Annotated in this window: 20 protein-coding genes, 1 tRNA gene and 1 riboswitch; of the genes, 15 read left to right on the forward strand and 6 right to left on the reverse strand. The window is 68.0% G+C overall.

Going from position 1 to position 21,782, the window contains the following annotated elements; all coding sequences use genetic code 11:
* Positions 1-24: 24 nt before the first annotated feature.
* Positions 25-621: a superoxide dismutase gene (locus ACI7BZ_RS18125; RefSeq protein ID WP_414118534.1), complete on the forward strand. Its 597-nt coding sequence runs from the start codon at positions 25-27 to the stop codon at positions 619-621.
* 407 nt (positions 622-1,028) lie between these two features.
* Complete coding sequence (locus ACI7BZ_RS18130) at positions 1,029-2,657, forward strand: ArnT family glycosyltransferase (protein WP_414118535.1); 1,629 nt, start codon at positions 1,029-1,031, stop codon at positions 2,655-2,657.
* Between the two features lie 106 nt (positions 2,658-2,763).
* On the opposite strand, the gene ACI7BZ_RS18135 is transcribed toward ACI7BZ_RS18130, so the two are convergent.
* The 5 genes from ACI7BZ_RS18135 to ACI7BZ_RS18155 form a co-directional block, all read right to left on the reverse strand.
* A complete protein-coding gene (locus ACI7BZ_RS18135; protein ID WP_414118536.1) occupies positions 2,764-4,206 on the reverse strand; it encodes an esterase-like activity of phytase family protein in 1,443 nt (480 codons plus the stop codon).
* Between the two features lie 106 nt (positions 4,207-4,312).
* Positions 4,313-5,308 carry a zinc transporter ZntB gene (locus tag ACI7BZ_RS18140; RefSeq protein WP_414118537.1) on the reverse strand — a complete coding sequence of 332 codons (996 nt, stop codon included), beginning with the start codon at positions 5,306-5,308 and terminating at the stop codon, positions 4,313-4,315.
* Positions 5,309-5,394: 86 nt separating this feature from the next.
* Entirely contained in the window at positions 5,395-6,774 is a 1,380-nt protein-coding gene (locus ACI7BZ_RS18145; protein WP_414118538.1) for a M20/M25/M40 family metallo-hydrolase, read from the reverse strand.
* 339 nt (positions 6,775-7,113) lie between these two features.
* Positions 7,114-7,545: an ANTAR domain-containing protein gene (locus ACI7BZ_RS18150; protein WP_414118539.1), complete on the reverse strand. Its 432-nt coding sequence runs from the start codon at positions 7,543-7,545 to the stop codon at positions 7,114-7,116.
* 276 nt (positions 7,546-7,821) lie between these two features.
* Positions 7,822-9,606 carry a helicase HerA-like domain-containing protein gene (locus tag ACI7BZ_RS18155; protein ID WP_414118540.1) on the reverse strand — a complete coding sequence of 595 codons (1,785 nt, stop codon included), beginning with the start codon at positions 9,604-9,606 and terminating at the stop codon, positions 7,822-7,824.
* Between the two features lie 231 nt (positions 9,607-9,837).
* Here ACI7BZ_RS18155 and ACI7BZ_RS18160 point away from each other — a divergent pair, with 231 nt between their 5' ends.
* The 4 genes from ACI7BZ_RS18160 (at position 9,838) to ACI7BZ_RS18175 (ending at position 11,253) form a co-directional block, all read left to right on the forward strand.
* The gene (locus ACI7BZ_RS18160) at positions 9,838-10,218 is read left to right on the forward strand and encodes a hypothetical protein (RefSeq protein ID WP_414118541.1); all 381 of its coding nucleotides are present in this window, start codon (positions 9,838-9,840) and stop codon (positions 10,216-10,218) included.
* 16 nt (positions 10,219-10,234) lie between these two features.
* Positions 10,235-10,396, forward strand: a complete 162-nt coding sequence (locus ACI7BZ_RS18165) for a hypothetical protein (RefSeq protein WP_414118542.1) — start codon at positions 10,235-10,237, stop codon at positions 10,394-10,396.
* 45 nt (positions 10,397-10,441) lie between these two features.
* Entirely contained in the window at positions 10,442-10,849 is a 408-nt protein-coding gene (locus ACI7BZ_RS18170) for a DUF4332 domain-containing protein (protein WP_414118543.1), read from the forward strand.
* A 328-nt stretch (positions 10,850-11,177) separates the two neighbouring features.
* A tRNA-Thr gene (locus tag ACI7BZ_RS18175) sits at positions 11,178-11,253 on the forward strand.
* A 466-nt stretch (positions 11,254-11,719) separates the two neighbouring features.
* On the opposite strand, the gene ACI7BZ_RS18180 is transcribed toward ACI7BZ_RS18175, so the two are convergent.
* On the reverse strand, positions 11,720-12,976 hold the full coding sequence (locus ACI7BZ_RS18180; RefSeq protein ID WP_414118544.1) for a D-amino acid dehydrogenase: 1,257 nt from the start codon (positions 12,974-12,976) through the stop codon (positions 11,720-11,722).
* A 176-nt stretch (positions 12,977-13,152) separates the two neighbouring features.
* Positions 13,153-13,252, reverse strand: a riboswitch (glycine riboswitch).
* A gap of 229 nt (positions 13,253-13,481) precedes the next feature.
* Here ACI7BZ_RS18180 and ACI7BZ_RS18185 point away from each other — a divergent pair.
* The 9 genes from ACI7BZ_RS18185 (at position 13,482) to ACI7BZ_RS18225 (ending at position 21,733) form a co-directional block, all read left to right on the forward strand.
* A complete protein-coding gene (locus tag ACI7BZ_RS18185) occupies positions 13,482-14,660 on the forward strand; it encodes a branched-chain amino acid ABC transporter substrate-binding protein (protein WP_414118545.1) in 1,179 nt (392 codons plus the stop codon).
* A gap of 66 nt (positions 14,661-14,726) precedes the next feature.
* Positions 14,727-15,650, forward strand: coding sequence for a branched-chain amino acid ABC transporter permease (locus ACI7BZ_RS18190; RefSeq protein WP_414118546.1), 924 nt, complete (start codon positions 14,727-14,729; stop codon positions 15,648-15,650).
* 2 nt (positions 15,651-15,652) lie between these two features.
* Positions 15,653-16,804, forward strand: a complete 1,152-nt coding sequence (locus tag ACI7BZ_RS18195; RefSeq protein ID WP_414118547.1) for a branched-chain amino acid ABC transporter permease — start codon at positions 15,653-15,655, stop codon at positions 16,802-16,804.
* Entirely contained in the window at positions 16,801-17,574 is a 774-nt protein-coding gene (locus ACI7BZ_RS18200; protein WP_414118548.1) for an ABC transporter ATP-binding protein, read from the forward strand. Before ACI7BZ_RS18195 ends, ACI7BZ_RS18200 begins: the two co-directional genes overlap by 4 nt.
* Entirely contained in the window at positions 17,571-18,275 is a 705-nt protein-coding gene (locus tag ACI7BZ_RS18205; RefSeq protein WP_414118549.1) for an ABC transporter ATP-binding protein, read from the forward strand. The genes ACI7BZ_RS18200 and ACI7BZ_RS18205 overlap by 4 nt, the downstream gene beginning before the upstream one ends.
* A 56-nt stretch (positions 18,276-18,331) precedes the next feature.
* On the forward strand, positions 18,332-19,510 hold the full coding sequence (locus tag ACI7BZ_RS18210) for a M20 family metallopeptidase (RefSeq protein ID WP_414118550.1): 1,179 nt from the start codon (positions 18,332-18,334) through the stop codon (positions 19,508-19,510).
* Positions 19,507-20,142 carry a cupin domain-containing protein gene (locus tag ACI7BZ_RS18215; protein ID WP_414118551.1) on the forward strand — a complete coding sequence of 212 codons (636 nt, stop codon included), beginning with the start codon at positions 19,507-19,509 and terminating at the stop codon, positions 20,140-20,142. Before ACI7BZ_RS18210 ends, ACI7BZ_RS18215 begins: the two co-directional genes overlap by 4 nt.
* 121 nt (positions 20,143-20,263) lie before the next feature.
* Entirely contained in the window at positions 20,264-20,932 is a 669-nt protein-coding gene (locus ACI7BZ_RS18220) for a DUF1326 domain-containing protein (RefSeq protein ID WP_414118552.1), read from the forward strand.
* A 15-nt stretch (positions 20,933-20,947) separates the two neighbouring features.
* On the forward strand, positions 20,948-21,733 hold the full coding sequence (locus ACI7BZ_RS18225) for a DUF2182 domain-containing protein (protein ID WP_414118553.1): 786 nt from the start codon (positions 20,948-20,950) through the stop codon (positions 21,731-21,733).
* Positions 21,734-21,782 lie beyond the last annotated feature (49 nt).

Raw genomic sequence — 21,782 nt, forward strand, 5'->3', positions numbered from 1 at the left:
CCGGATAGATTGCGGAGATGTTTCATGTCCTTCACGCTGCCCGACCTGCCTTACTCCTATGATGCCCTCGCGCCGTACATGTCGCGCGAGACCCTGGAATACCACCACGACAAGCACCACCTCGCTTACGTCAACAATGGCAACAATCTCCTAAAGGGAACTGAATTTGAAGGGAAATCCCTTGAGGAGATCGTGAAGGGCGCGTTCGGCAAGAACGCCCCCCTCTTCAACAATGCCGGCCAGCACTACAACCACCTGCATTTCTGGAACTGGATGAAGCCGAACGGTGGCGGCGCCATCCCCGGTGAGCTCGAAAAGAAGATCATCGAGGACATCGGCTCCGTGGAGAAGTTCAAGGAGGACTTCATCGCCGCCGGCGTCGGCCAGTTCGGGTCCGGCTGGGCCTGGCTCGCCCTGAAGGACGGCAAGCTTGTCGTCGCCAAGAGCGCCAATGGCGAAAGCCCGCTGGTGCAGGGTGCGACCCCCATCCTCGGCGTCGATGTGTGGGAACATTCCTATTATATCGACTATCGCAACCGGCGCCCGGACTACCTTAAGGCGTTCGTTGATCACCTCGTCAACTGGGACTATGTGGCCGAGCTCTACGCCAAGGCCGTCTGATCCCTGAAGCCCGCCCCCGGCGCCAGCATGGACCGGGGGCGGTTTTCCTTTGAGACGCAGCAGGCGCAAGGCTTTGCCCGCCGCTCTGGCCCGCCGCCGCTTTCGATTGCCGACAAAGCATTTTCACCGCGACATCTTCTTCGCCCGCGGAAAACCGGCACCAGCCCAAGAACACCACCGCGCCCGCCCCACCCCGGCGAAGGATCGCGCCGCAATTCCACAACAAGACAGCCGCATTTGCTGCGTCGCACAGCATAATTTTGTTGCGATCGGCATCTAAGAACACTTATCTGTGATGCACGCCCCTGGATACGGTACGATTGTACGGAAAATTCCGGGGAGATCGGGGCTGCACGGCCCGGGTCGAGGTGTGCGCGTGTGTGTCCTTTCGTTGGGGTCCTCCGTTGATGCCGTTCTTGCAGATCGACCGTCGGCCAGGCGCGATCGCGGATACCTGCGCCCTTGTGGTCCTCGCCGCCATCGCGGGGATCGCAATTCTCACCTTCGCCGATTACGGACTGGGCTGGGACGACTTCACCCACTCGCAATATGGCAATCTGCTCTACAGCTATTTCAGCTCCGGGCTGACGGACCAGAAGGTCTTCTCCTTCGTCAATCTTTATTACTACGGCGGCGGGTTCGACCTTGCGGCGGCCATGCTGGCCAAGGCCATGCCCTATGTGGACGTGTTCGACATTCGCCGCCTGCTGGGCGCGCTGGTGGGCGTGGGCGGCCTTTTCATCGTCTGGCGCACCGGGCGCAGGATCGCCGGCCCCTGGGGCGGCCTGGCCGCCATCTTGCTTCTCTTCATCTGCCCGCTTTATTACGGGCACATGTTCATGAATGCGAAGGATGCCCCCTTCGCCGTGGCCATTGCCGGCCTGATCTACGCTTTCGTGCGGGCGCTCGACGAATTTCCCAACCCCTCGCCGCGGACCGTCGCATTGTTCGGCCTGTTCCTGGGCCTCACCGTCGGCACCCGCGTCATGGGGCTGATCACCGGCGTCTACATGGGCGCGGCCATCGCCTTCCTGCTGGCGGTGGAGACGGTGCAGCTGGGCATCCGCAGCGCGCTGGCGCGGAGCCTGCGCTTCGTCGCCCTGCTGGCCATCGGCCTGCCGCTGGCCTATCTCGTGCTCGGCCTCATCTGGCCCTGGGGCGTGGCCGACCCGCTGAACCCGCTGGTGGCCGTCAAATATTATTCCAAGTTCTGGGAAGTGCCCTGGCGCGAGATGTTCGAAGGGCGGCCCATCCTGGTGCCGGACATGCCCCGCAGCTATGTGCCCACCCTGTTCTCGGTGCAGATGCCGGAGCTGTTTCTGGGCCTTTCCCTGGCCGGCACGGCGGGGGCGCTGGTGGCCATCCTGGCCGGCAAGGGCACGCCCGCGAGCCGGGCGCGGCTGGTGCTCATCGTCATGGCCGCCCTGTTCCCGGTGGCGTTGGTAATGGCGACGCGGCCGGTGGTCTATAACGGCATCCGCCATTTCGTGTTCATCACCCCGCCGCTGGCCTTGCTGGGCGGCCTTGCGGTGGAGTGGGTCCGCACAAAAGCGCAAAATCTGCCGCGCCTGGCGCAAGGCGCGCTCGCGGCCGCCTTCGTGGTGGGCATCGCCGTGCCCGCCGCTGATTTCCGCGCCCTGCACCCGTATGAATATACCTACTACAATCGCATCGCCGGCGGCATCAAGGCGGCCGACAAGATGTTCATGCTCGATTACTGGGGCCTCGCCTTCAAGCAGGCCACCGAGGAGCTGGACGAATATGTGGAGCAGCACCGGCGCTCCCTGCCCCAGGGCCGCAAGCTGCGCGTGGCCGTGTGCGGCCCCTATTTCGCCGCCGCGGCGGAGCTGGGTCCGCGCTATGAAACCACCTACGACAGCCGCAATGCGGACTTCTACCTGCAGCTGGGCGAATTCTACTGCGCGCAGGTGAAGGCCCCCACCCTGGTGAAGATCGAGCGCGAGGGCGTGGTCTACGCCACCGTCTATGACGTGCGCGGCCGCCCCTTCCCCAGCGTCTTCGCTGCCGGGCAATAGGCCCGGCGCACCGCCCGGGATGTGAAACAGGACGGCGGCCGGGCATTGCCCGGCCGCCGTCGTTTCATGGCGCAAAAAGCCTCCCGCGCCCGGCCGGCAGGCGGCCTCACTTCGCGTTCAGAAACTCCGACACGTCCAGCAGCACGAATTCATTGTCGTCATTCTGCTGCGGCTTGCGGCCGGCGGAGTACGGCAGGTTGTTGTCGTTGCCCACCACGATCTGCGTGGGGCTCACCATCACCACGTCCTCGATGGTGAAGAAGGGCATGTCCAGCACGCCCTCGGTGCCGCCCTGCCGGGCCTTGCCGTTGGGGTCCTTGATGGCGAGCAGGTCGATATAGCCCACCTTGCGCACCAGTTGGCCGGCGGTCTCCGGCGAGAACTCCACCTTGTACACCCGCTTGAACGCCGCCGGCTTGTCGAAGCAGGTGGCGGCGGCCGCCTGGCCCTGGGCGCAGGCCGCATGGCGGCTGCCTTCCAGATTGTCGCGCTCGATGATGAGGCCGTGGGTGTCGTCCACCATGTTGAAATCGCCGATGGCATTGCCGGCGAGGGCAAGCGGATACTTCCAGAAGCGGCCGGTCCATTCGCGCTTGGCGATGTCGAATTCCAGCACGCGCAGCACTTCGCTGTCGCCCACCTTCTCCTTGCCGCCGGTGGCGGCGTCGAACACCGGGCCTTCCAGCAGGGCGTAGAGCTTGGTCTTGTCCGCGGACAGGGCCATGCCCTCGAAGCCCTTGGAACGGTAGACGCCGAACGCCACCTTGCCGTCCGGCGCGGCCGGGGTGGTCACGGCCGGATGGTCGGGCGAGCGCACCACCTTGCCATCCACCTTGGTCTCGAACACGGCCTTCACCTTGCCGTTCAGGTCCGTCTCGATGAGGAAGGGGCCGAACTCCTCGCCGAACCAGATGCTGTCACCCACCACCTGCATGGATTCCAGGTCGAAGTCCGAGCCGGTGAGGTAGCGCTTGCCGGTGCCTTCCATGACGACGGGATAGGGCACCTTCTTGTCCGGGTCGTGCAGGAAGATGGTTCCCACGCGCTCGATCTTGCCGTCCTTGAAATCCATCTTCAGGCGGTGCGCCATCAGCATGGTGTCGGGCGAGTTGGCCTTGGAGCCGAAGCCGTTGTCGGTGAGAACCCAGAACCGGCCGTCGCCTTCCGAGACGATGCCGGAAAAGCCCTGGACCGGCTGGCCCTGGAACGGCAGGGAGAGGCCGGTTTCGCGCGGGGCGGCCTTGCTGGAAAGGACGCTGACGCCCTTCACGCTGCCCACCTGGTCGTTGCGGATGCGGTCGGGGCTGGTGAACTTGCCGGAGACCTTGAGGTCGGCCGGCGCATCTTCGGGCGCGGCCACGAAGCTGGCGGCAGGCAGCACCACCTGGCCGGCGAGCACCGCGGGGAAGGCGGTGCCTTCGGAGACGGCGGGCGCCGGCTTGTCCTGGGCCGCCTTATCCTGGGGCGCCTTATCCTGGGCCAGAGCCCCGGGAACGGCCATGGCGACGCCGGCGAGGAGAGCGAGGGTAAACGATTTCAGGGTGCGCATGGGGAAACCTCCTGAAGGTCCGATGCGCTCCCCACCTGCCCCGCGAGCCTTGACAGGGCGGAGACAGCAACGCGACGTTTCCGTAACGTCCGGCCCCGCGCCCGGGTCAGATCCACTGCATCCGGCGGAACGCCCACAGGAGCAGGAAGCCGAGCCCGAGCAGGCACACCGAAAGTGCCCAGAAGGCGGCAGGATCGTCGCTGCCGGGAATGCCGCCCACATTCATGCCGAACATGCCCGAGATCAGCGTCATGGGGGCGAACACCACCGTCACCACCGCCAGCACCAGCATGGATTTGTTCATCTGCTCGGCGCGCATGTCCACCATCTGCTCGCGGATCACAGTGGCGCGCTCGCGCACGCTGTCCAGCTCCTCGGCGAAGCGGGCCACCCGGTCGGCGGCGTCGCGCAGGCGGTTGCGGTCCTTCGGCCCCATCCAGGGGTCGTCCTCCAGCGCGAAATGGTTCAGCGCCTCCCGCTGCGGGGCGATGTGGCGGCGCAGCTTGATGGCCACGCGCCGCAGCACGGCGAGCTTGGGCAGAAGCTCGGCGGTCTCGGTGGTGACCACCGCATCCTCCAGTTCGTCCGCATCGTCGATGAGGGTGGTCACCACCGCATCCACCCGCTCCACCAGCCGCATGGACATGTCGGCCACGAACTCGCCCTGGGTGTGGGGGCACCGGCCGCGGCCCAGCGCATCCTCGAAATCGCCGATGGCGGACAGAAAGTCGTGCTGCACGGAGATGATGCGCCGCTCGTCCACCCACAGGTGAATGGTGGTCAGATCTTCCGGCAGGGCGTTGCGCTGGAGGTTGACGCCGCGCAGGGACAAAAGCGCGCCGTCGGCGAACACCCGGCAGCGCGGCCGGCACTGGTCGTCGGCCACCGCCTCGATGGCGGTCAGGTCGATGCCGCTCCCCTGGCGCAGCCAGTCCTGGGCGGCGCGCGGCAGGTGCCGGAACTGGTACCAGGTGAAGCCGCCCTCCATCGGGGGGCTGGCCAGCGCCGTCTCCAGCGGCAGGCGCACCGCCCCGCCCTTGCCGTCGAACCACCAGGCCGAAAGCAGCCCTTCCCTGTCGATCTTGCCGCCCTGCATGTTCATCAAAGCGTTCCGCCTGCGCTGGTCCCGGCCTTCCTGCCACGTTTGTGCGCAACAAAAAAGTCTGCCCCGAGGTCCCCCGCGTCACCTCAGGCCAGGGAATCGAGAATGCGCACCCAGCTGCGCGTGCCCTTGTGGAACGAGGTGAGGTCGTATTTCTCGTTGGGCGAATGGACCCGGTCGTCATCAAGGCCGAAGCCGATGAGCAGGGTGTCCACCCCCAGCCGCTCGCGGAACTGGCCGACCACGGGAATGGAGCCGCCCGAGCCGATGGTGACGGGGGCGACGCCCCATTCCGCCTCCAGCGACGCGGCCGCGCGGGTCAGGTCCGCGCTTTCGGGGGGCACCATGAAGGCCCGCGCGCCCTCGCCGAAGGAGAAGACGGCCCGGCAATCCGCCGGCACCAGCCCCGCAACGAAGGCCTCGAAGCCGGCGCGGATGGCCTCGGGGTCCTGGTCCGCCACCAGGCGGAAGGAGATCTTGGCGGTGGCCCGGGCGGGAATGATGGTCTTGGTGCCCTGCCCGGTATAGCCGCCGAAGATGCCGTTCACCTCGAAGGTGGGGCGGGACTGGATCTGCTCGATGACGAGGCGGTCCGCCTCCCCGGCGGAAAGGGCCAGGCCCACCGGCTTCAGGAAGGCTTCCGCCGTGAGGCCGAGGTCGCGCCAGCGGGCGCGCACCTCCTGCGGCAGCTCGCGCACCGCATCGTAGAAGCCGGGCAGCGTCACCCGCCCCTCGGCGTCATGCGCCGCGGCGATGATGTGGGCGAGCACATGGATGGGATTGCGCGCGGCGCCGCCGAACAGGCCCGAATGCAGGTCCCGGTCCGCCGCCTCGATGGTCAGCTCGGCATGCAGGATACCCCGCAGGGAGGTGGTGATGGAGGGGGTCTTCGGGTCCCACATGCCGGTGTCGCACACCAAGGCAAGGTCCGCCGCAAGCTCCCCCCTATGGGCGGCGAGGAAGCCGGGAAGGTTGGGGGAGCCGCACTCCTCCTCCCCTTCCAGCAGAACCGTCACATCCACCGGCAGCGCGCCGCGGGTGGCGCGGAAGGCCCGCAGCGCCTCAAGGAAGGTCAGCACCTGGCCCTTGTCGTCGCAGGCCCCGCGCGCCACGATGGTGCGCCGCCCGTCCGGCGTGGTGCCCAGGCGGGGCTCGAACGGCGGCGTCTCCCACAGCCCCAGCGGGTCCACCGGCTGCACGTCGTAATGGCCGTAGAACAGCACACGGCGCGGCGCCCCGGTGTCGGTGCGCCCCACCACCACCGGATGGCCGGCGGTGGTGTGCACGGTGGCGGTGAAGCCGAGGTCGCGCAACTCGCCCGCCACCCAGTCCGCGGCGGCACGGCAGTCGGCCGCGTGGGCGGGATCGGTGGAGATGGAGGCGATCTTCAGGAAGCCGAAAAGGCGCGAGAGCGCCGCATCGAGCCCATCATCCACAGCCTGCAGCGTTGCGTCCAGGTCCGCCATATCCATCCGCCTCCATGCTTGAACAAAGGCAGGTCCCGGCCGGATCGCCATGGTGGCCATGGAGGCTCCGGGGGGACCTGCCTGTCCGGGTCGCCAAGGACCCGGCAAGCGCAAGGCTGAATGCTCGCCGTCCAGCCCGAGTCTGGCAAGGCGCGCGTTCGGACAAAGATGCGGCGAAGGCACGCCCGGCCAGTGGATCAACCGAAACGGATGGTTCCCATCCGTTTCGGTTGATCCACCAGATCAAGGCGTTGTGGTTCGACCTGGTCGCGGCAGACGGGTTCCATCTGTCGCGGTCGAACCACGAGGTGCCGGACGCTGCAGCCTGCACGCAGACGATCAGCTGGCGACCACGAGGTCCGACGGCTGGGCCACCGCGGCGGAGGCGGGGCGGGAGAGGCGCCGTGCCCGCTGCAGGACGGAGCCGATGCGGCGGTAGAGCAGCCGCGGCGCAAGGGGCGCGCCGAGGGCGGCATCATAGCCACCGCGGCCAGCCGCGCGCACCAGAAGCTGGGCGGGGACCTCGGCGATCAGCACCGCGGGAATACCGGCGCCGAAGCGGTAGGGGTTGGCGGGAGCCTCCTCGGGATCATCCACCTGCACCACCAGCACGTCCGCACCGCCGAACACGGCGGGATCGGCGGCCTCATCGAGGGATGCAGCCTCCCGGACCGATCCGACGCCAAGGGCGCTTAATGCAAGCTGCGTCGCCTGGCGACGCTCCATCTGGGAATCCACGAGAAGAATGCGGGCGGTCGGCAACACCTTCATGAGGCGCTCCAGTTCGGGGCGTACCGCCGGCACCTTCCTCCGGGAAACCCTTGGGTTTCCGGGACGCCCGGGGCCGGGCACGCGCATTGAGCATCTCCACCGGAGGGACCCCGCAATCCTTCAGGCGTAGGGTAAAGGTACCGCCCCACGCCTTCCAAAGCAACTGGAAGTCAGGGCGGCAGCATGGTTCTTTGGGCGATAACGCCCGCCCGCGGCCGTGCGGACATGGCTTCAGCGGTATTCGGGGGGTGTGCCCCGGTATCCCGGCGCGGCCTTTCAGCGCTTGGTGCTGATGCTGCCGAGGATGCCCCGCAGGATCGCCTTGCCCAGCTGCGTGCCCACCTGAGTCGCCACCGAGCGCGCCACCTGGCGCACCACCACTTCCGTGGTGCTCATGCGCGAGGATGGCCGCGGGGCGCCGCTGCGGGGCGTCGTGCCCTTGCCCGCCTCCGGCGCACCGCCGCCCAGAACGCTGTCCAGGATGCCGCCGAGGAACCCGCCGCCGGACGCCGCCGCCTCCTGCGGCGCACTCTTCTCCTGCGCCCGGCCCTGCAGCATCTCGAAGGCCGATTCGCGGTCTACCGCCGTGTCGTACAGGTGGCCCACCGGGCTCTTCGCCATCACCGCCGCGCGCTCGGCATCCGACAGCGGCCCGATGCGGGCACAGGGCGGGCGGATGAGGGTGCGCTCCACCATGGAGGGCACGCCATTGCCTTCCAGCATGGAAACCAGGGCCTCGCCCTTGCCCAGCTCGGTGATCACCTGCGCGGTGTCGAGGTCTGGATTGGGGCGGAAGGTCTCGGCGGCGGCGCGCACCGCCTTCTGGTCGCGCGGGGTGAAGGCCCGCAGGGCATGCTGCACCCGGTTTCCCAGCTGCGCCAGCACGCTTTCCGGCACGTCCAGTGGATTCTGGGTGACGAAATAGACGCCCACGCCCTTGGAGCGGATCAGCCGCACCACCTGTTCCACCTTGTCGATGAGCGCCTTGGGCGCCTCGTCGAACAGCAGATGCGCCTCATCGAAGAAGAAGACGAGCTTTGGCTTGTCCGGGTCGCCCACTTCCGGCAGGCGCTCGAACAGCTCGGAGAGCAGCCACAGGAGGAAGCAGGCGTAGAGCCGCGGCGCGCCCATCAGCTTGTCGGCCGCCAGGATGGAGACGGTGCCGTAGCCGGAGCGGTCCACCCGCATGAGGTCTTCGATCTGCAGCGCCGGCTCGCCGAAGAACGTGTCCGCGCCCTGGTTTTCCAGCACCAGCAGCTGGCGCTGGATCGCCCCCACCGACTGGGTGGAGACATTGCCATATTGGGTGGTGAGCGTGGCGGCATTCTCGGCCACGTGGGCGAGCATGGCACGCAGGTCCTTCAGGTCCAGCAGCAGCAGGCCCTGCTCGTCGGCCAGGCGGAAGACGATGTTGAGCACGCCTTCCTGCGTGTCGTTCAGCCCCATGAGGCGGGCCAGCAGCAGCGGCCCCATCTCGGACACCGTGGCGCGCACCGGGTGGCCCTGCGCGCCGAACAGGTCCCAGAAGATCACCGGGAAGGTGTCCGGCGCATAGGCGATGCCCACCTCCTGCGCCCGCTCCAGCAGGAAATCCTTCGCCTCGCCCAGGACGGCGATGCCGGAGAGGTCGCCCTTGATGTCGGCGGCGAACACCGGCACCCCGGCACGGGCGAAGCCTTCGGCCAGCACCTGCAGCGTCACCGTCTTGCCGGTGCCGGTGGCACCGGTGACGAGGCCGTGCCGGTTGGCCAGGCGCAAGGTGAGGTATTCGTCCTTGGAGCGGGCCCCCGCCGCCGAGGCCTCGCGCGGGCCGAGGAAGCTGCGGCCGATGAGGATGCGCCCGCCGCTGTCCGGCTCGGCGGCGACCGGCGCCCGGGCCGGGACGCGCGCGGCGGCCTTGCCCGCCTTCGTGGCCCTGGTGCCTGCACGGGTTTTGCTGGCCGGCTTGCTGGCCGGCTTGGCATCAGCGGCAGATCCGGCCTCGGGGCCGGTCGTGTCGCCGGTCGTGTCGCCGGTCTTGGGGCCGGTGGCGGTGGGGCGCGTCGTGGGGGTGCGGGCCATGGCAGCATCCTTGCGGCGATTGTGGGCCGGGCGGGGCGCGCAAGGCTGGCCGCGCCGCGAATCACCGGGCCCGTCCGGTCTCGTCGAAGGGGTGTTTTCGCAATCTTCCCGGCTGCGGGGCAAGCAAATTGCGCCCCGCCCGCGCCGCCGCAGGACCGCGCCCCTTGCTTCCGGCCGCCGGCCCCGGCACTGTGCCGGCGTCTCTCAAGCGATGCGGCGCGAGGAGATGAGATGGACGAGCTGATCGCGCGACTTGCCGCGCGCCTTGATGTGGACGAGCCGACGGCACGCGGGCTTGTGGCCATCGTTCTCCAGTTCCTGGCGCGGGAAGCGCCGGCGCCGGCCATGGCGCCCCTGTTTGCGGCGCATCCCTGGGCGCGGGAGCTGGCCGGCGGGATCCCCGAAACCGATGCCACCACCCCGGCCGAGCGCCATTTCGGCGGCATGGCGCGGCTGATGCACGTCGCCGACCGGATGATGGCCTACGGCCTCACCATGGCCCAGGTTCAGACCGCAGTGCGCGAAATCATGGATTATGCGCGCGAGACCGTGGGCCCGGAGCCGGTGGATGCGCTGGTGCGCGCCATTCCCGGCCTGCGGCAGGTGGTGTGAGCCGCGCGGCCGCGACATGGCGGTGGATGACGCGCGGCGGCATTTGACGCCGCATTTGACGCCGCATTTGACGCCGCATTTGACGCCGCATTTGACGCCGCATTTGACGCCGCATTTGACGCCGCATTTGACGCCGCATTTGACGCCGCATTTGACTTGGCGGCGGGATATGTCGTGATCTTGCCGGCTCGCACGGAAGCCGTCTCGAAAAAGGGGGGAGTGCATGTCCTATCCCATCATGGATATCGAGGGAATCGGCGCGGTCTATGCCGAGAAGCTGAAGGCCGCCGGCCTCACCACCACCCAGGCCCTGCTGGAGGCCGCCACCACGCCCAAGGCCCGCAAGGAGCTGGCCGCCGCCACCGGCCTCGATGAGGCGCGCATCCTGAAGTGGGCCAACATGGCCGACCTCATGCGCATCAAGGGCGTCGGCGAGGAATATTCCGAGCTCCTGGAAGCCGCCGGGGTGGATACGGTGAAGGAGCTGAAGACCCGCGTGGCCGCCAACCTCACCAAGGCCATGGCCGACGTGAACGAGAAGAAGAAGCTGGTGCGGGCGCTGCCCACCGAAAGCATGGTGGAGAAGTGGATCGCCCAGGCCAAGGAGCTGCCGCCCACCCTCACCTATTGAGGCGCGCAACCGCCCCGGGGCGCCCTGCAGGGAAAATCCGCCCCGGGCGAACGCGCCAGAGCGCAATCCGGTCAAGTTGAATCCGCTTGATCGGTGTATCGCCCTGTAACGCCGAGACAAAAGCGCGTGCCAGGCGGCCGGCGCCAAAGCGCAGGCTCCCGGAAAACACGGACCGGGCCTGCGCCACGCCCCACCCGGCGCCGGCCCGCTGCCGCATCCCTCTGCCCGGCCCCGCCGTTGAGGAGCGGGGAAAAGCCCCTGCCCCGCCGCCGCCATCGGCACTCCACCCTTGAAAACGCCCCGCCCAACCCGTAAAGAGTGGCCCCATGCCGCGGTAGCTCAGCTGGTAGAGCAACGCATTCGTAATGCGTGGGTCGGGGGTTCGAATCCCTTCCGCGGCACCACCTGCCCCTCCGAGATCGTCCAGAACGCATTGAAAGTCGGGGGCTTTTGCCTTTGATGCGTCGGGCCTCGTCCGTCCTGATCCCGCTGCATCCGAGGCCGTTGGGGGCATCGCCCCTCCAAGCGCGATACCCCCGATGCCGTGCCTCGCCCGCGCCCTTGGCGACGCCAGGCCGGCGGAAAAGCCCTGCAGGTTTGCCGATGGCGGAGGCTTGCAGCTTTTCGTCACGCCGAGCGGCGCGCGTCTTTGGCAATTGAAGTGACGCATCGTCGGCAAGGAGAAGCGCCTTTCCCTGGTCGCCACGTCGCGGGCGTCCTGCTCCACCTTCCCGCCACGTGGAGGTGGACGTGGAAGTGGAAGTGGACGTGGAAGTGGACGTGGAAGTGGACGTGGGCACGGGAACGGGGCCAAGGAGCGACCGCGCGCGCCTGACCCCTTCCCTGGCCCCTTCCCTGGCCCCCGGCCCCCTACTGGACGCGGCGTTCAGCCGCCGCACGATCCGCCGCGCCGATGGCCTCGGCAATCAGATGCGCCGTGCCGGCCGAGAGGGTCCAGCCGAGATGGCCGTGGCCGGTGTTGTACCAAATGCCCGGGCGCCGCCCCGGTCCGACCCGCGGCATCATGGAAGGCATCATCGGCCGCAGGCCCGCCCAGGGCTGGATGCGCCCGGTCCCGACGCTCGGGAACAGCGAACGCACCCAGCGCACCAGCGGGGCGATGCGATCGGAACGGATGTCGCGATTCTCGCCCGCAAACTCAGCCGTGCCGGCGACGCGGAAGCGCTCGCGCCCCAGCCGGCTGGTGACGATCTTGGTGGCGTCATCAAGCAGGCTCACCCACGGCGCGCCGGCCTGGCTTGCCGCATCGTCGAGATGGACGGTGATGGAATAGCCCTTCACCGGATAGATGTTCACACGATCGCCCAGCTGCGCGGCGAGGGCGCGGCTGGCGATGCCGGCGCAGATCACCACGCCATCCGCTTCCAGCACCTCGGCAGCGCCCGGCTGCGGCCCCGCCGGGGACCAGCGGATTCGGACGCCATTGCCCGCCGCCGCGACGGCTTCCACCTTCGCCTCGCATAGGAACATGACGCCTCTCCCCCGGCAGGCATCGGCGAGGCCGCGCGTGAACTTGTGAATATCGCCGGTGGCGTCCGAGGGCGTGTAGAAGCCGCCGTGGAAGGCGCCTTCCAGCGCCGGCTCGATGGTGCGCATCTCCGCCGGCGTCACCGGGCGGCGATCGAGCCCCCCCTCGACCAGCAAGGCGTTGACGCGGCCCGCATGGTCGAAGCCGGCGCGGTCGCGATAGATGTGCAGGATGCCGCGCTGCTCCAGGTCGAAGTCGATACCCTCGCGCTCCGCGGTCTCGATCAGCAGGCGCCGCGCCAGCACGGCCAGGCGCGCGGTGGCGACCGTATTGGCGCGATAATGGCGCATCTCGCCGAGGAACTCGGCGAGCCAGGAATATTTGTGCCAGGACGGCGCGGGATTGAGCAGCAACGGCGCATCCTTGCGCATCATCCACTTCAGGCCCTTGGCGATGGTGGATAGGTGGTTCCACACCTCGGCATTGCTGGCGGAAAGCTGCCCGCCATTGGCGAAGGACGTGTCCATGGCGGGATAGCGCTCGCGCTCGATCACGGTGACACGGTGACCGTTCTGGGCGAGGGCATAGGCAGTGGTGACGCCGGTGATGCCGGCGCCGATGACGGCGAAATGGGACATGGCTTCCTCTCGGAGCGCACGGGGACAGGAGGAGCGCCAAAGCGCTCCGGCAAGCCCCATCTGTCCCGGCACCTGAGAGCGTGATCCGCCCGCCGGGCGCAGGCCGCGCCGGCCGGAAGACTTCCCCTTCGGTGGGCGCCCCGCCGGTGTCCCGGCCAGCGCCTCTCTCCAGATTGTCCTGTCGCGCGGTCCTTCTGCCTGAGAGTTTCCTGGGGCGCTTGCTCCGTCGGCGCCGCCGCCGGCAGGTGCCGGGGCGGTCTCTCCCACGCGACATGGTTGGACGCCTGCTTGTCCCCCAAATCCTCTTGCCGCGCAATATGGGGGCGCCCTGCCGCGCCTCGCGCCGGCCCGATCGGCCTGGGTAAAAGCTAGAAACGGCAAGCTGCCGCGGGCCACAGAAATTTTATTCAAGTCGTTTGACTTTTATGAAAGTGACTGTCTATCCTTGAAATCAGTTCTTCCAGACCCCGAGAAACGGGGCGGATCTTCCAGAGGATCGGCACACATGAACGTAGCACTCGACCGGCTGCGACGCGCAGCCGCTTGCGCCCTCGCCTGCCTTGCGCTCGGCACCCCCGCGGCCCAGGCGAAGGATGATGTTTCCGTCGCCTTCATCGGCCCGCTCACGGGGGGCGTCTCCGCCATCGGCATCGGCGCACGCAATTCGGCGAGCCTCGCGGTCGCCCTGCGCAACCAGGACCCCAAGGCGAAATACACCTACAGCCTTGTCGCCATGGATGATGAGTGCAAGCCCAACGTGGGCATCCAGGTGGCCACCAAGGCCGCCACCGACAAGAAGATCATCGGCGCCGTGGCGCATTATTGCTCGGCGGTGGCCATGGGCACGGTGAATGTGTTCCATGAATTCGGCCTGCCGGCCATCGTGTGGGGCGCAGTGCTGCCGGAGATCACCAGCGGCAACGACTTCAACGAGGTCTTCCGCGTCAACGGCACCATGTTGAGCCAGGAGTTCACCGCGTCGAAGTTCATGACCCAGCAGGGCTTCAAGACCTGGGCCGTGATCCATGACACTACAGATTACGGCAAGGGCCACAACAAGTATTTCACCAAGTTCATCACCGATGCCGGCGGCAAGATCCTCGGCAGCTACGGCGTCTCGTCCGACCAGCAGGACTTCACCGCCGAGCTTACCCAGATCAAGGCCCTGAACCCGGACGTGATCTACTTTGCAGGCCTCGCCCCGCTCGGAATCCGCATCCGCTCGCAGATGGACAAGCTCGGCCTCGGCGACATCCAGTTCGAGGGCGCCTCGGGCATCGTCTCCGACACCTTCGCCACCACGCTCGGCCCGCTCGCAGAGGGCGCGCTGGCGTTCCATGCGGGCGTGCCCATCGCCAAGCTGCCCGGCGGCCGCTTCTTCATGGCCGAATACGAGAAGGCCGGCTTCAAGGAGCCGCCGGAAATCTGGGGGCCCTTCTCCTTCGCGGCCATGAACCTGCTCCTCGACACCATCGAGAAGGTCGGCCCCAGCCGCAAGGCGGTGGTGAAGGAGCTGATGGCAGTGAAGGACGCCGCCTCCATCGTCGGCCCCATCACCTTCGACAAGGACGGCCAGAACGAGCTTGCCCTCATCACCACCTACATTGTCCAGGACGGCAAGTGGCTCCCCTGGGAGCAGTCGGAATACGCCACCGGCCAGCGCAGGCTGAAGAAGCGCCAGTGAGCGTGCCGCCACCCCCCTGCGAGGGGGTGGCACCCGACCTTTCCCGTTTCACCGGAGCCGGTTTCCATGGATATGGCGGCGTTGAGCCAGCACATCACCAACAGCCTGATGCTGGGGATGATGTATGCCCTCGTGGCAGTTGGCTTCACCTTGTTCTTCGGCGTCCTCGACGTCATCAAGTTCTCCCACGGCGACGTGCTGATGGTGGGTGCATTTGCCGCCTATACGGTGGCCGCGGCGCTGAGCACCTCGGGACTGGCCGCCAGTTCCTGGGTTCTGATCACGCTGGCGCTCGGCGGCGCCATCCTCGTCACCGCGCTGCTCGGCATCGTCATCGCCCGGGTGCTGGTGCTGCCGCTCCGGCGGGCGCCGGCCCTGAACGTGCTGCTCATCACCCTGATGGCCGGGACCCTGCTGCGCGAAGCGGTGCGCCTGTTCTATCCCGACGGGGCCAACCCCAAGCCGTTCCCGCGCCTGCTGCCCGCCGGCAGCGTCGAGCTGGGCGCCGTCACGCTGCGCTACGACAGTCTCATCCTCCTGGCCGCGGGCCTCGCCGTGATCATCGCCGTGCACGTCTTCATCAACCGCACCCGCTACGGCCTCGCCATGAAGGCGGTGGCGCAGGATTCGGAAACCGCCCGTCTGATGGGCGTCAATTTCGACGTGGTGGTGCTCGGCACCTTCGCGCTCGGCTCGGCGCTCGCCGCCGTGGCCGGCGTGATGAACGGGCTCTATTACAACGAGATCAATTTCGGCATGGGCCTGTTCCTCGGCGTCGCCGGTTTCTCGGCCGCCATCATCGGCGGCATGGGCAATTTCTACGGCGCCCTGGTCGGCGGCTTCCTGTTCGCCGCGCTCCAGACCATCGGCACCGTCGCCCTGCCCATCCCCAGCGCCTACCGCGACGTCTTCACCTTCGCGGTGGTGATCCTCATCATGACGTGGCGGCCCACCGGCCTGCTCGCCGAAGCCCCGAGCGAGAGGGTCTGACCATGGCCGAACGTCACGCAAAGCATCCGGTCGCAGTGGGTCTTGGCGCCATCGCCGCGAGCGCAGCCTGGGTGGTGCTCCTGCTGAAGGGCGAGCACCAATGGGAGGTGGCGGTCGTGGGCGCGCTGGCGCTGGCGCTCGGCTGGCTGCTGCGGCGCCGGGCGCTGGCGCGCCCGCTGGCCGCCGCCTTCACCACCCATGAGGGCCTCATGGGCGCGGCGGCGATCGTCGCCGTCCTGGCCGTGGCCTTCGTGTTCCTGGACGACCATTTCAACCTCCTGATGCTGGCGAGCGTATTGCTCACCGCCACCGTCTGCATCGGCCTCAACGTCCAGACCGGGGATGCGGGCGTGGTCAACTTCGCCGGCGCCTCGATCTACGGGGCGGGAGCCTATGCGGGCGCGGTGGTGGTGCAGTCCGGCCTGCCGCACATCCTCGCCTTCCCCTTCGCCGCCTTGGTGGCGGGGGTGATGGGGGCGATCCTGGTGCTGCCCCTGTGCCGTGCACGCGGCCATTACGCGGCCGTGGTCACCATCGCCTTCGCCATGCTGTTCAAGGGCTTCCTGGAGGTGAACGACACTCTCGGCGGCCCCCAGGGGCTCCAGGTGCGCGGCATCGACCTCTTCGGCTGGCGGCCGAACCGCCCGTTCGAGATGCTGGGCCTCGAGGTGTCGCAATACGCGGTCTACCTGGTGGCGGCGCTGGCGCTGCTTGCCGCCTCCATGGTTCTGACACAGCGGCTGGAACGCTCCTGGGCCGGCCTGACCCTCGACATGGTGCGCGCCGACGAGACCGCCGCAGCCTGCTTCGGCATCCGCCCCGCGGTGTGGAAGGCGATCGCCTTCGTGTTCGGCAGCGTGCTCGCCGGGCTCGCGGGTGCGCTCTACGCCTTCATGGCGGGCTTCATCGCCCCCTCCAACTTCACGCTCGGGGATTCGCTGATCCTCATCTCCATCGTGCTGCTGGGTGGGCTCGGCAACCACTGGGGCACGCTGATTGCCTGCCTGGTGGTGGTGCTGGTGCCGGAGAAGCTCCAGGTGCTTCAGGAATATCGCTTCCTCATCTTCTCGGCGCTGGTGGTTCTGGTGCTGCTGTTCCGCCCGCAGGGGCTGATCCCGCGCGGTGCGCGGCTTTCGGCGGGGGTGGCCCAATGACCGCGCTGCTCGAAGCTCAGGGCCTCTCGCGGCGGTTTGGCGGCATCCTCGCCCTCGACGGCGTGGACGTCACGGTTCGCTCGGGCGAGGTGCTGGGGCTCATCGGCCCCAACGGCTCCGGCAAGACCACCTTCTTCAACGTCGTCACCGGCATCTTCGCGCCCCACGGCGGAACGGTGCGCTTCGCCGGCGAGGACCTGACCGCCGCGTCGGCGCAGAAGGTCTACGAGAAGGGCATCGCCCGTACCTTCCAGCGCTCGCGCCTGTGCCTCGACCTGTCGGTGTTCGAGAACGTGGTGTTGGGCAACGGCAAGAACCTCGACCGGGGGATCTTCCATGCGCTGTTCCGCCGGAGAGCATTCGCGCGCGAGATGGACGCGCAACTGGCGCACGTTCGCGCGCTGCTGGAGCGGTTCGACCCGGAGCTTGCCCGTGCCCCGCTCCAGGCGACGGCCGGTCTGCCGATGATCCAGCGCCGGCGCATCGAGGTCTGCCGCGCATTGATGGCGCGGCCCCGGCTGCTGCTGCTGGACGAGCCTTCCGCGGGCATGACCCATGAGGAGACCCGCCGTCTGATGGACGACATCCTCGCCGTTCGCTCCGAGATGAGCGATCTCGCCATCGTCATCGTCGAGCACGACATGGCCACCATCGAGCGCGTCACCGACCGGTGCGTGGTGTTCAACTTCGGACGCAAGGTCTGCGAGGGGCCGTACCGCGCCGTCGTCGCCGACCCCATGGTCCAGCGCGCCTATCTGGGGGACGAATGAGCGCCATCCTCTCTCTGCGCGGCATCCGCTCCGGCTACGATCATGCCGACGTGCTCGCCGATGTGGACATCGACATCGAAGTCGGCGCCGTCACCTGCCTGCTGGGCGCCAACGGCGCCGGCAAGTCCACGCTGGTGCGCGCCATCATGGGCCTGACCCCGGCGCGCGCCGGCACCGTCACTTTCGCCGGCGAGGACATAACCGGATGGGCGACGCACCGCATCGTCAGCGCCGGCATCGCCTGCATCCCCGAGGGCCGGCGCATGTTCCCGAAGCTGACGGTGGAGGAGAACCTGCGCCTCGGCGCCTACGCCAAGGGGGGGCACCTCTCGCGCGGGCTCGATCGGGTCTATGCCCTCTTCCCGCGCCTCGCGGAGCGGCGCGGGCAGATGGCGGGCACGCTCTCGGGCGGCGAGCAGGCCATGGTCTCCATCGGCCGCGGCGTGGTGGCGGAGCCGCGCCTCCTGGTGATCGACGAGCCCTCGCTCGGCCTCTCGCCGCTGTTCGTGAAGGAGAGCTTCGCCATCATCCACAAGCTCAATGCCGATGGCACGACCGTGTTCCTGATCGAGCAGAACGTCCGGCAGACGCTCGCCATCTCCCACGCCGGCTACGTGCTGGCCCAAGGGCGGGTCACCGCCTCCGGGACCAGCGCCCAGCTCGCCGCCGACGCGGATGTGAAGCGGGCCTATTTCGGATAACGACCCGTCCGCGCCTTCGCGCGGACGGCACAACGGGAAGATATGGTGATCGCGTCGTGACCAATTCCTATGCCGTCGAGCTGACCCGTGCCCTGGTGCGGATCGACACCGTCAACCCGCCCGGCAACGAGGCGCGGGCCATCGGCCTTCTGCGCGCGGAGATGGAGCCGCTCGGCTTCCGCTGCGCCGAGGTGCCGCTGGGGCCCGGCCGATCGAGCCTGGTGGCACGGGCAGGCGGCGCCGGGCGGGTCCTCGCCTTCACCGGCCATGTGGACACGGTGCCGCTCGGCTTGCGGGACTGGAGCGTCGATCCGTTCGGCGGCACGATCATTGACGGGCGCCTCTACGGGCGCGGGTCCAGCGACATGAAGAGCGGCGTCGCGGCCTTCATCGCCGCGGCGCGGGACTACGGGCGCCGGGACGCCGGGGAGAACGGCCTCCTCCTCGTCATCACCGCAGGCGAGGAGACCGGCTGCGACGGGGCGCGCGCGGTGGCGCAGACGTCGGGGCTCCTGGGCCGGGCGGATGCGCTGCTGATCGCCGAGCCGACCGCCAATCTCCCCCTCGTCGGCCACAAGGGGGCGCTCTGGCTGGAAGCGGCGGCCGATGGCGTCACCGCCCACGGCTCCATGCCGCAGAACGGCGTGAACGCGGTGGTGAAGGCTGCCGAGCTGGTGATGCGGCTCCAGGACTTCGACTTCAACCATGCGCGCCATCCGGTGCTCGGGGCGCCCACGCTCAGCGTGGGCACGTTCCACGGCGGCATCAACATCAACTCGGTCCCCGACCGCGCGGTGGTCAGCCTCGACATCCGCACGGTTCCGGGACAGTCCCACGACGCGCTGCGCGCGCAGATGTCCACCTTCCTGGGTGCCGAGACGCGCCTTTCGACGTTGCTGGACCTGCCGGCCATCTGGACCTCGCCCGAACACCCCTGGGTGCGCCGCGTGTGCGCGCTCGCACATGACATCGCGGGAGCCGGCGTCGAGCCCCGGGGCGTGTGCTACTTCACCGACGGCTCGGTGCTTGCCGCCGCCCTCGGCGCGCCGCCGGCCATGATCCTCGGGCCGGGGGAGCCGGATCTCGCCCACCAGACCGACGAATATTGCCGTGTGGATCGCATCGACGAGGCAACAGCTCTCTACGCCGCCATCTTGCGCGACTGGTATGGTGAGGCATTACGCGGTCCGGGGCCGGTCGCCGGACAGCCAGCGGACGGACGGATCGCACCATGAGCGCGCGCGTGCAAGGCTCCAGGAAGAACGGCGCAAAGGCTGCGCCTGGCCGCCCGCCTTCCGAGGTAAGGGAGGCCCCGCCCATCGGCGTCAAGCTGCGCCATGCCCGCAAGGTGAAGAGCATGACTTTGGCCGAGCTGGCGGAGCAGGTGGGCATCTCCGTGAGCATGCTCTCGAAAATCGAGCGCGACCAGGCGGTGCCCTCGCTCCACACGCTGCACTCCATGGTTCGCGTGCTGGAGACCAATATCGCGAGCCTGCTCGCAGCGCCGCTCACCGACGACCACGTGGTGTCACACCCGCAGGACCGCCCGCACATCTCGGTCAGCTCGGTGCGGCCGGGCCACGGCGTGACCCTCGAATGCCTCATCAGCGACCGCGAGACCGCGTTGATGGATGCCAACATCCACATCATCGCCGTGGGCGGGGGCTCGGAGGGCACCATCGTCCATGACGGCCAGGAGGTGGGCTACGTGATGGAGGGCGAGGTGGAGCTTCAGGTCGGGGAGAAGATGTACGTGGTCAAGGCAGGAGATTCCTTCTTCTTCCCCTCCAACATGCCCCACGGCTACCGCAACATCGGCACGACCATCGCCCGCATCCTGTGGGTCAACACCCCAGCCACCTTCTGAACCAAAGCAGGAGAGACAAGCCGGCGCCGTTGCGGTCAGTTTATTCAAGTCGATCTACAAACAGTCAAACAGTTGTCATGGCCGGCAGTGTGTCCGGTGGACGCGCAAAGGAGAAGGACCGATGACCGAGGAGCGTGAACGCATCCCGCAATGGCGGATCGCCGGCGACTGGTTCGACCTGTGCAGTTGCGCGGTGGGGTGCCCCTGCGTGTTCGGCGCCAACCCCACTTCGGGCATCTGCGAGGGCGTGCTCACCTGGATCATCCGCGAAGGCCATTATGGCGACGTGCCGCTCGACGGTCTCGTGGGCATCCTCGTCGGCCACTTCGAGGGTGGCGTCCTGGAGCGCAACCGCAATTTCGGCTTCCTGCTGGACGACCGCGCCACGCCCGAGCAGCGCCATGCGCTGGAGCTGATCTTCACCGGCCAGGTGGGCGGCCACTTCGCCGCCTGGCGCGACCTCACCGTCCGCCAGCTCGGGGTCATGTTCGTGCCCATCGAGCTCACCTTCGACGCGGAAAACTGGAAGGTCGTGGTGCCGGGCATGATCGATGGCGAGGGCGGCCCCTATCGCGACCTGATGGTGCCGGACGCCCAGGTGTGCAAGATCTCCAATGCGCCGCGCCCGGAAGTCGGCCCCGGCGACATCACCGTGGGCCAGGCCCGCAAGAACGTGCTTGATGCGTTCGGCTTCAAGTGGGACTGGTCGTCCTATTCGGCCAAGCACATTCCCTTCGAGCACAAAGGCCCCGGGGCATTCACCTGGCGCCGGCCTCTCGATGCGCAGTGAGGCTGGAGCCGATCAATGCTGACGCTTTCGGAACGCGCGGTCATTGCCGCTTCCCTTGCCCTTGCAACGCTTGCGGCCTGGCTTGGATCGTGGGCCATCGCGGCCGGGATGGGAGCCATTGATCCCACTTTCCTGGCCAGCCTGTGCGCGCGGCCATGGTCCATCGCCGACGTCACCAACGCCTTCCTCATGTGGAATGCGATGATGGTGGCAATGATGCTGCCTTCGGCCGCGCCGATGATCGACGCCTTCGCCACCATCGCCAAGCGGCGGCGGGAACGGCGCGATCCTTATGTGCCGACCATCATCTTTGTGATTGGCTATCTCGGCGTGTGGGGCCTTTTCAGCACGGCGGGCGCCCTGGGCCATTGGTGGATGGCGAATGCCGGCCTGATCGGGCCGGACATGACCCTCAGCAATCGCCTGGCGGCTGGCGGCGTGCTGGTGCTTGCCGGGCTCTACCAGCTCACGAGCGTGAAGCTGGCGTGCCTCACCCATTGCCGGTCGCCGTCCGGCTTCATCCTGTCGGAATGGCGCGAAGGCTACCGGGGAAGCATGGTCATGGGCTTCCGGCACGGATTCTACTGCGTCGGCTGCTGCTGGGCCCTCATGCTCCTCATGCTGGTGGTGTCCATGATGGACCTGCGTTGGGCCGCCGCTCTCGCGGTCTATGTCGCCGCCGAAAAGCTACTGCCGAACGGGGCGCTGCTTTCCAAGGTCGCCGGCTTGTGCGCAATTGCGCTGGGGGCCGGACTTTTCGTGATGGAGCTCGTTCCGGCCCTCAGCCAGGCGCTCCGCTGACAGCATGCGCGGGGCCGGCCGGTGCTTCCACAGGGTCAGAAAGGCCGTG

The organism is Xanthobacter sp. AM11, assembly GCF_047444035.1.
Taxonomy (GTDB): Bacteria; Pseudomonadota; Alphaproteobacteria; order Rhizobiales; family Xanthobacteraceae; genus Xanthobacter.

Excerpts from the sequence above, each read along its gene's own strand:
- ACI7BZ_RS18125 (WP_414118534.1), top strand. The coding sequence starts at position 25 with ATGTCCTTCACGCTGCCCGACCTGCCTTACTCCTATGATGCCCTCGCG.
- ACI7BZ_RS18130 (WP_414118535.1), top strand. The coding sequence starts at position 1,029 with ATGCCGTTCTTGCAGATCGACCGTCGGCCAGGCGCGATCGCGGATACC.
- ACI7BZ_RS18135 (WP_414118536.1), bottom strand. The coding sequence starts at position 4,206 with ATGCGCACCCTGAAATCGTTTACCCTCGCTCTCCTCGCCGGCGTCGCC.
- ACI7BZ_RS18140 (WP_414118537.1), bottom strand. The coding sequence starts at position 5,308 with ATGAACATGCAGGGCGGCAAGATCGACAGGGAAGGGCTGCTTTCGGCC.
- ACI7BZ_RS18145 (WP_414118538.1), bottom strand. The coding sequence starts at position 6,774 with ATGGCGGACCTGGACGCAACGCTGCAGGCTGTGGATGATGGGCTCGAT.
- ACI7BZ_RS18150 (WP_414118539.1), bottom strand. The coding sequence starts at position 7,545 with ATGAAGGTGTTGCCGACCGCCCGCATTCTTCTCGTGGATTCCCAGATG.
- ACI7BZ_RS18155 (WP_414118540.1), bottom strand. The coding sequence starts at position 9,606 with ATGGCCCGCACCCCCACGACGCGCCCCACCGCCACCGGCCCCAAGACC.
- ACI7BZ_RS18160 (WP_414118541.1), top strand. The coding sequence starts at position 9,838 with ATGGACGAGCTGATCGCGCGACTTGCCGCGCGCCTTGATGTGGACGAG.
- ACI7BZ_RS18165 (WP_414118542.1), top strand. The coding sequence starts at position 10,235 with ATGGCGGTGGATGACGCGCGGCGGCATTTGACGCCGCATTTGACGCCG.
- ACI7BZ_RS18170 (WP_414118543.1), top strand. The coding sequence starts at position 10,442 with ATGTCCTATCCCATCATGGATATCGAGGGAATCGGCGCGGTCTATGCC.
- ACI7BZ_RS18180 (WP_414118544.1), bottom strand. The coding sequence starts at position 12,976 with ATGTCCCATTTCGCCGTCATCGGCGCCGGCATCACCGGCGTCACCACT.
- ACI7BZ_RS18185 (WP_414118545.1), top strand. The coding sequence starts at position 13,482 with ATGAACGTAGCACTCGACCGGCTGCGACGCGCAGCCGCTTGCGCCCTC.
- ACI7BZ_RS18190 (WP_414118546.1), top strand. The coding sequence starts at position 14,727 with ATGGATATGGCGGCGTTGAGCCAGCACATCACCAACAGCCTGATGCTG.
- ACI7BZ_RS18195 (WP_414118547.1), top strand. The coding sequence starts at position 15,653 with ATGGCCGAACGTCACGCAAAGCATCCGGTCGCAGTGGGTCTTGGCGCC.
- ACI7BZ_RS18200 (WP_414118548.1), top strand. The coding sequence starts at position 16,801 with ATGACCGCGCTGCTCGAAGCTCAGGGCCTCTCGCGGCGGTTTGGCGGC.
- ACI7BZ_RS18205 (WP_414118549.1), top strand. The coding sequence starts at position 17,571 with ATGAGCGCCATCCTCTCTCTGCGCGGCATCCGCTCCGGCTACGATCAT.
- ACI7BZ_RS18215 (WP_414118551.1), top strand. The coding sequence starts at position 19,507 with ATGAGCGCGCGCGTGCAAGGCTCCAGGAAGAACGGCGCAAAGGCTGCG.
- ACI7BZ_RS18220 (WP_414118552.1), top strand. The coding sequence starts at position 20,264 with ATGACCGAGGAGCGTGAACGCATCCCGCAATGGCGGATCGCCGGCGAC.
- ACI7BZ_RS18225 (WP_414118553.1), top strand. The coding sequence starts at position 20,948 with ATGCTGACGCTTTCGGAACGCGCGGTCATTGCCGCTTCCCTTGCCCTT.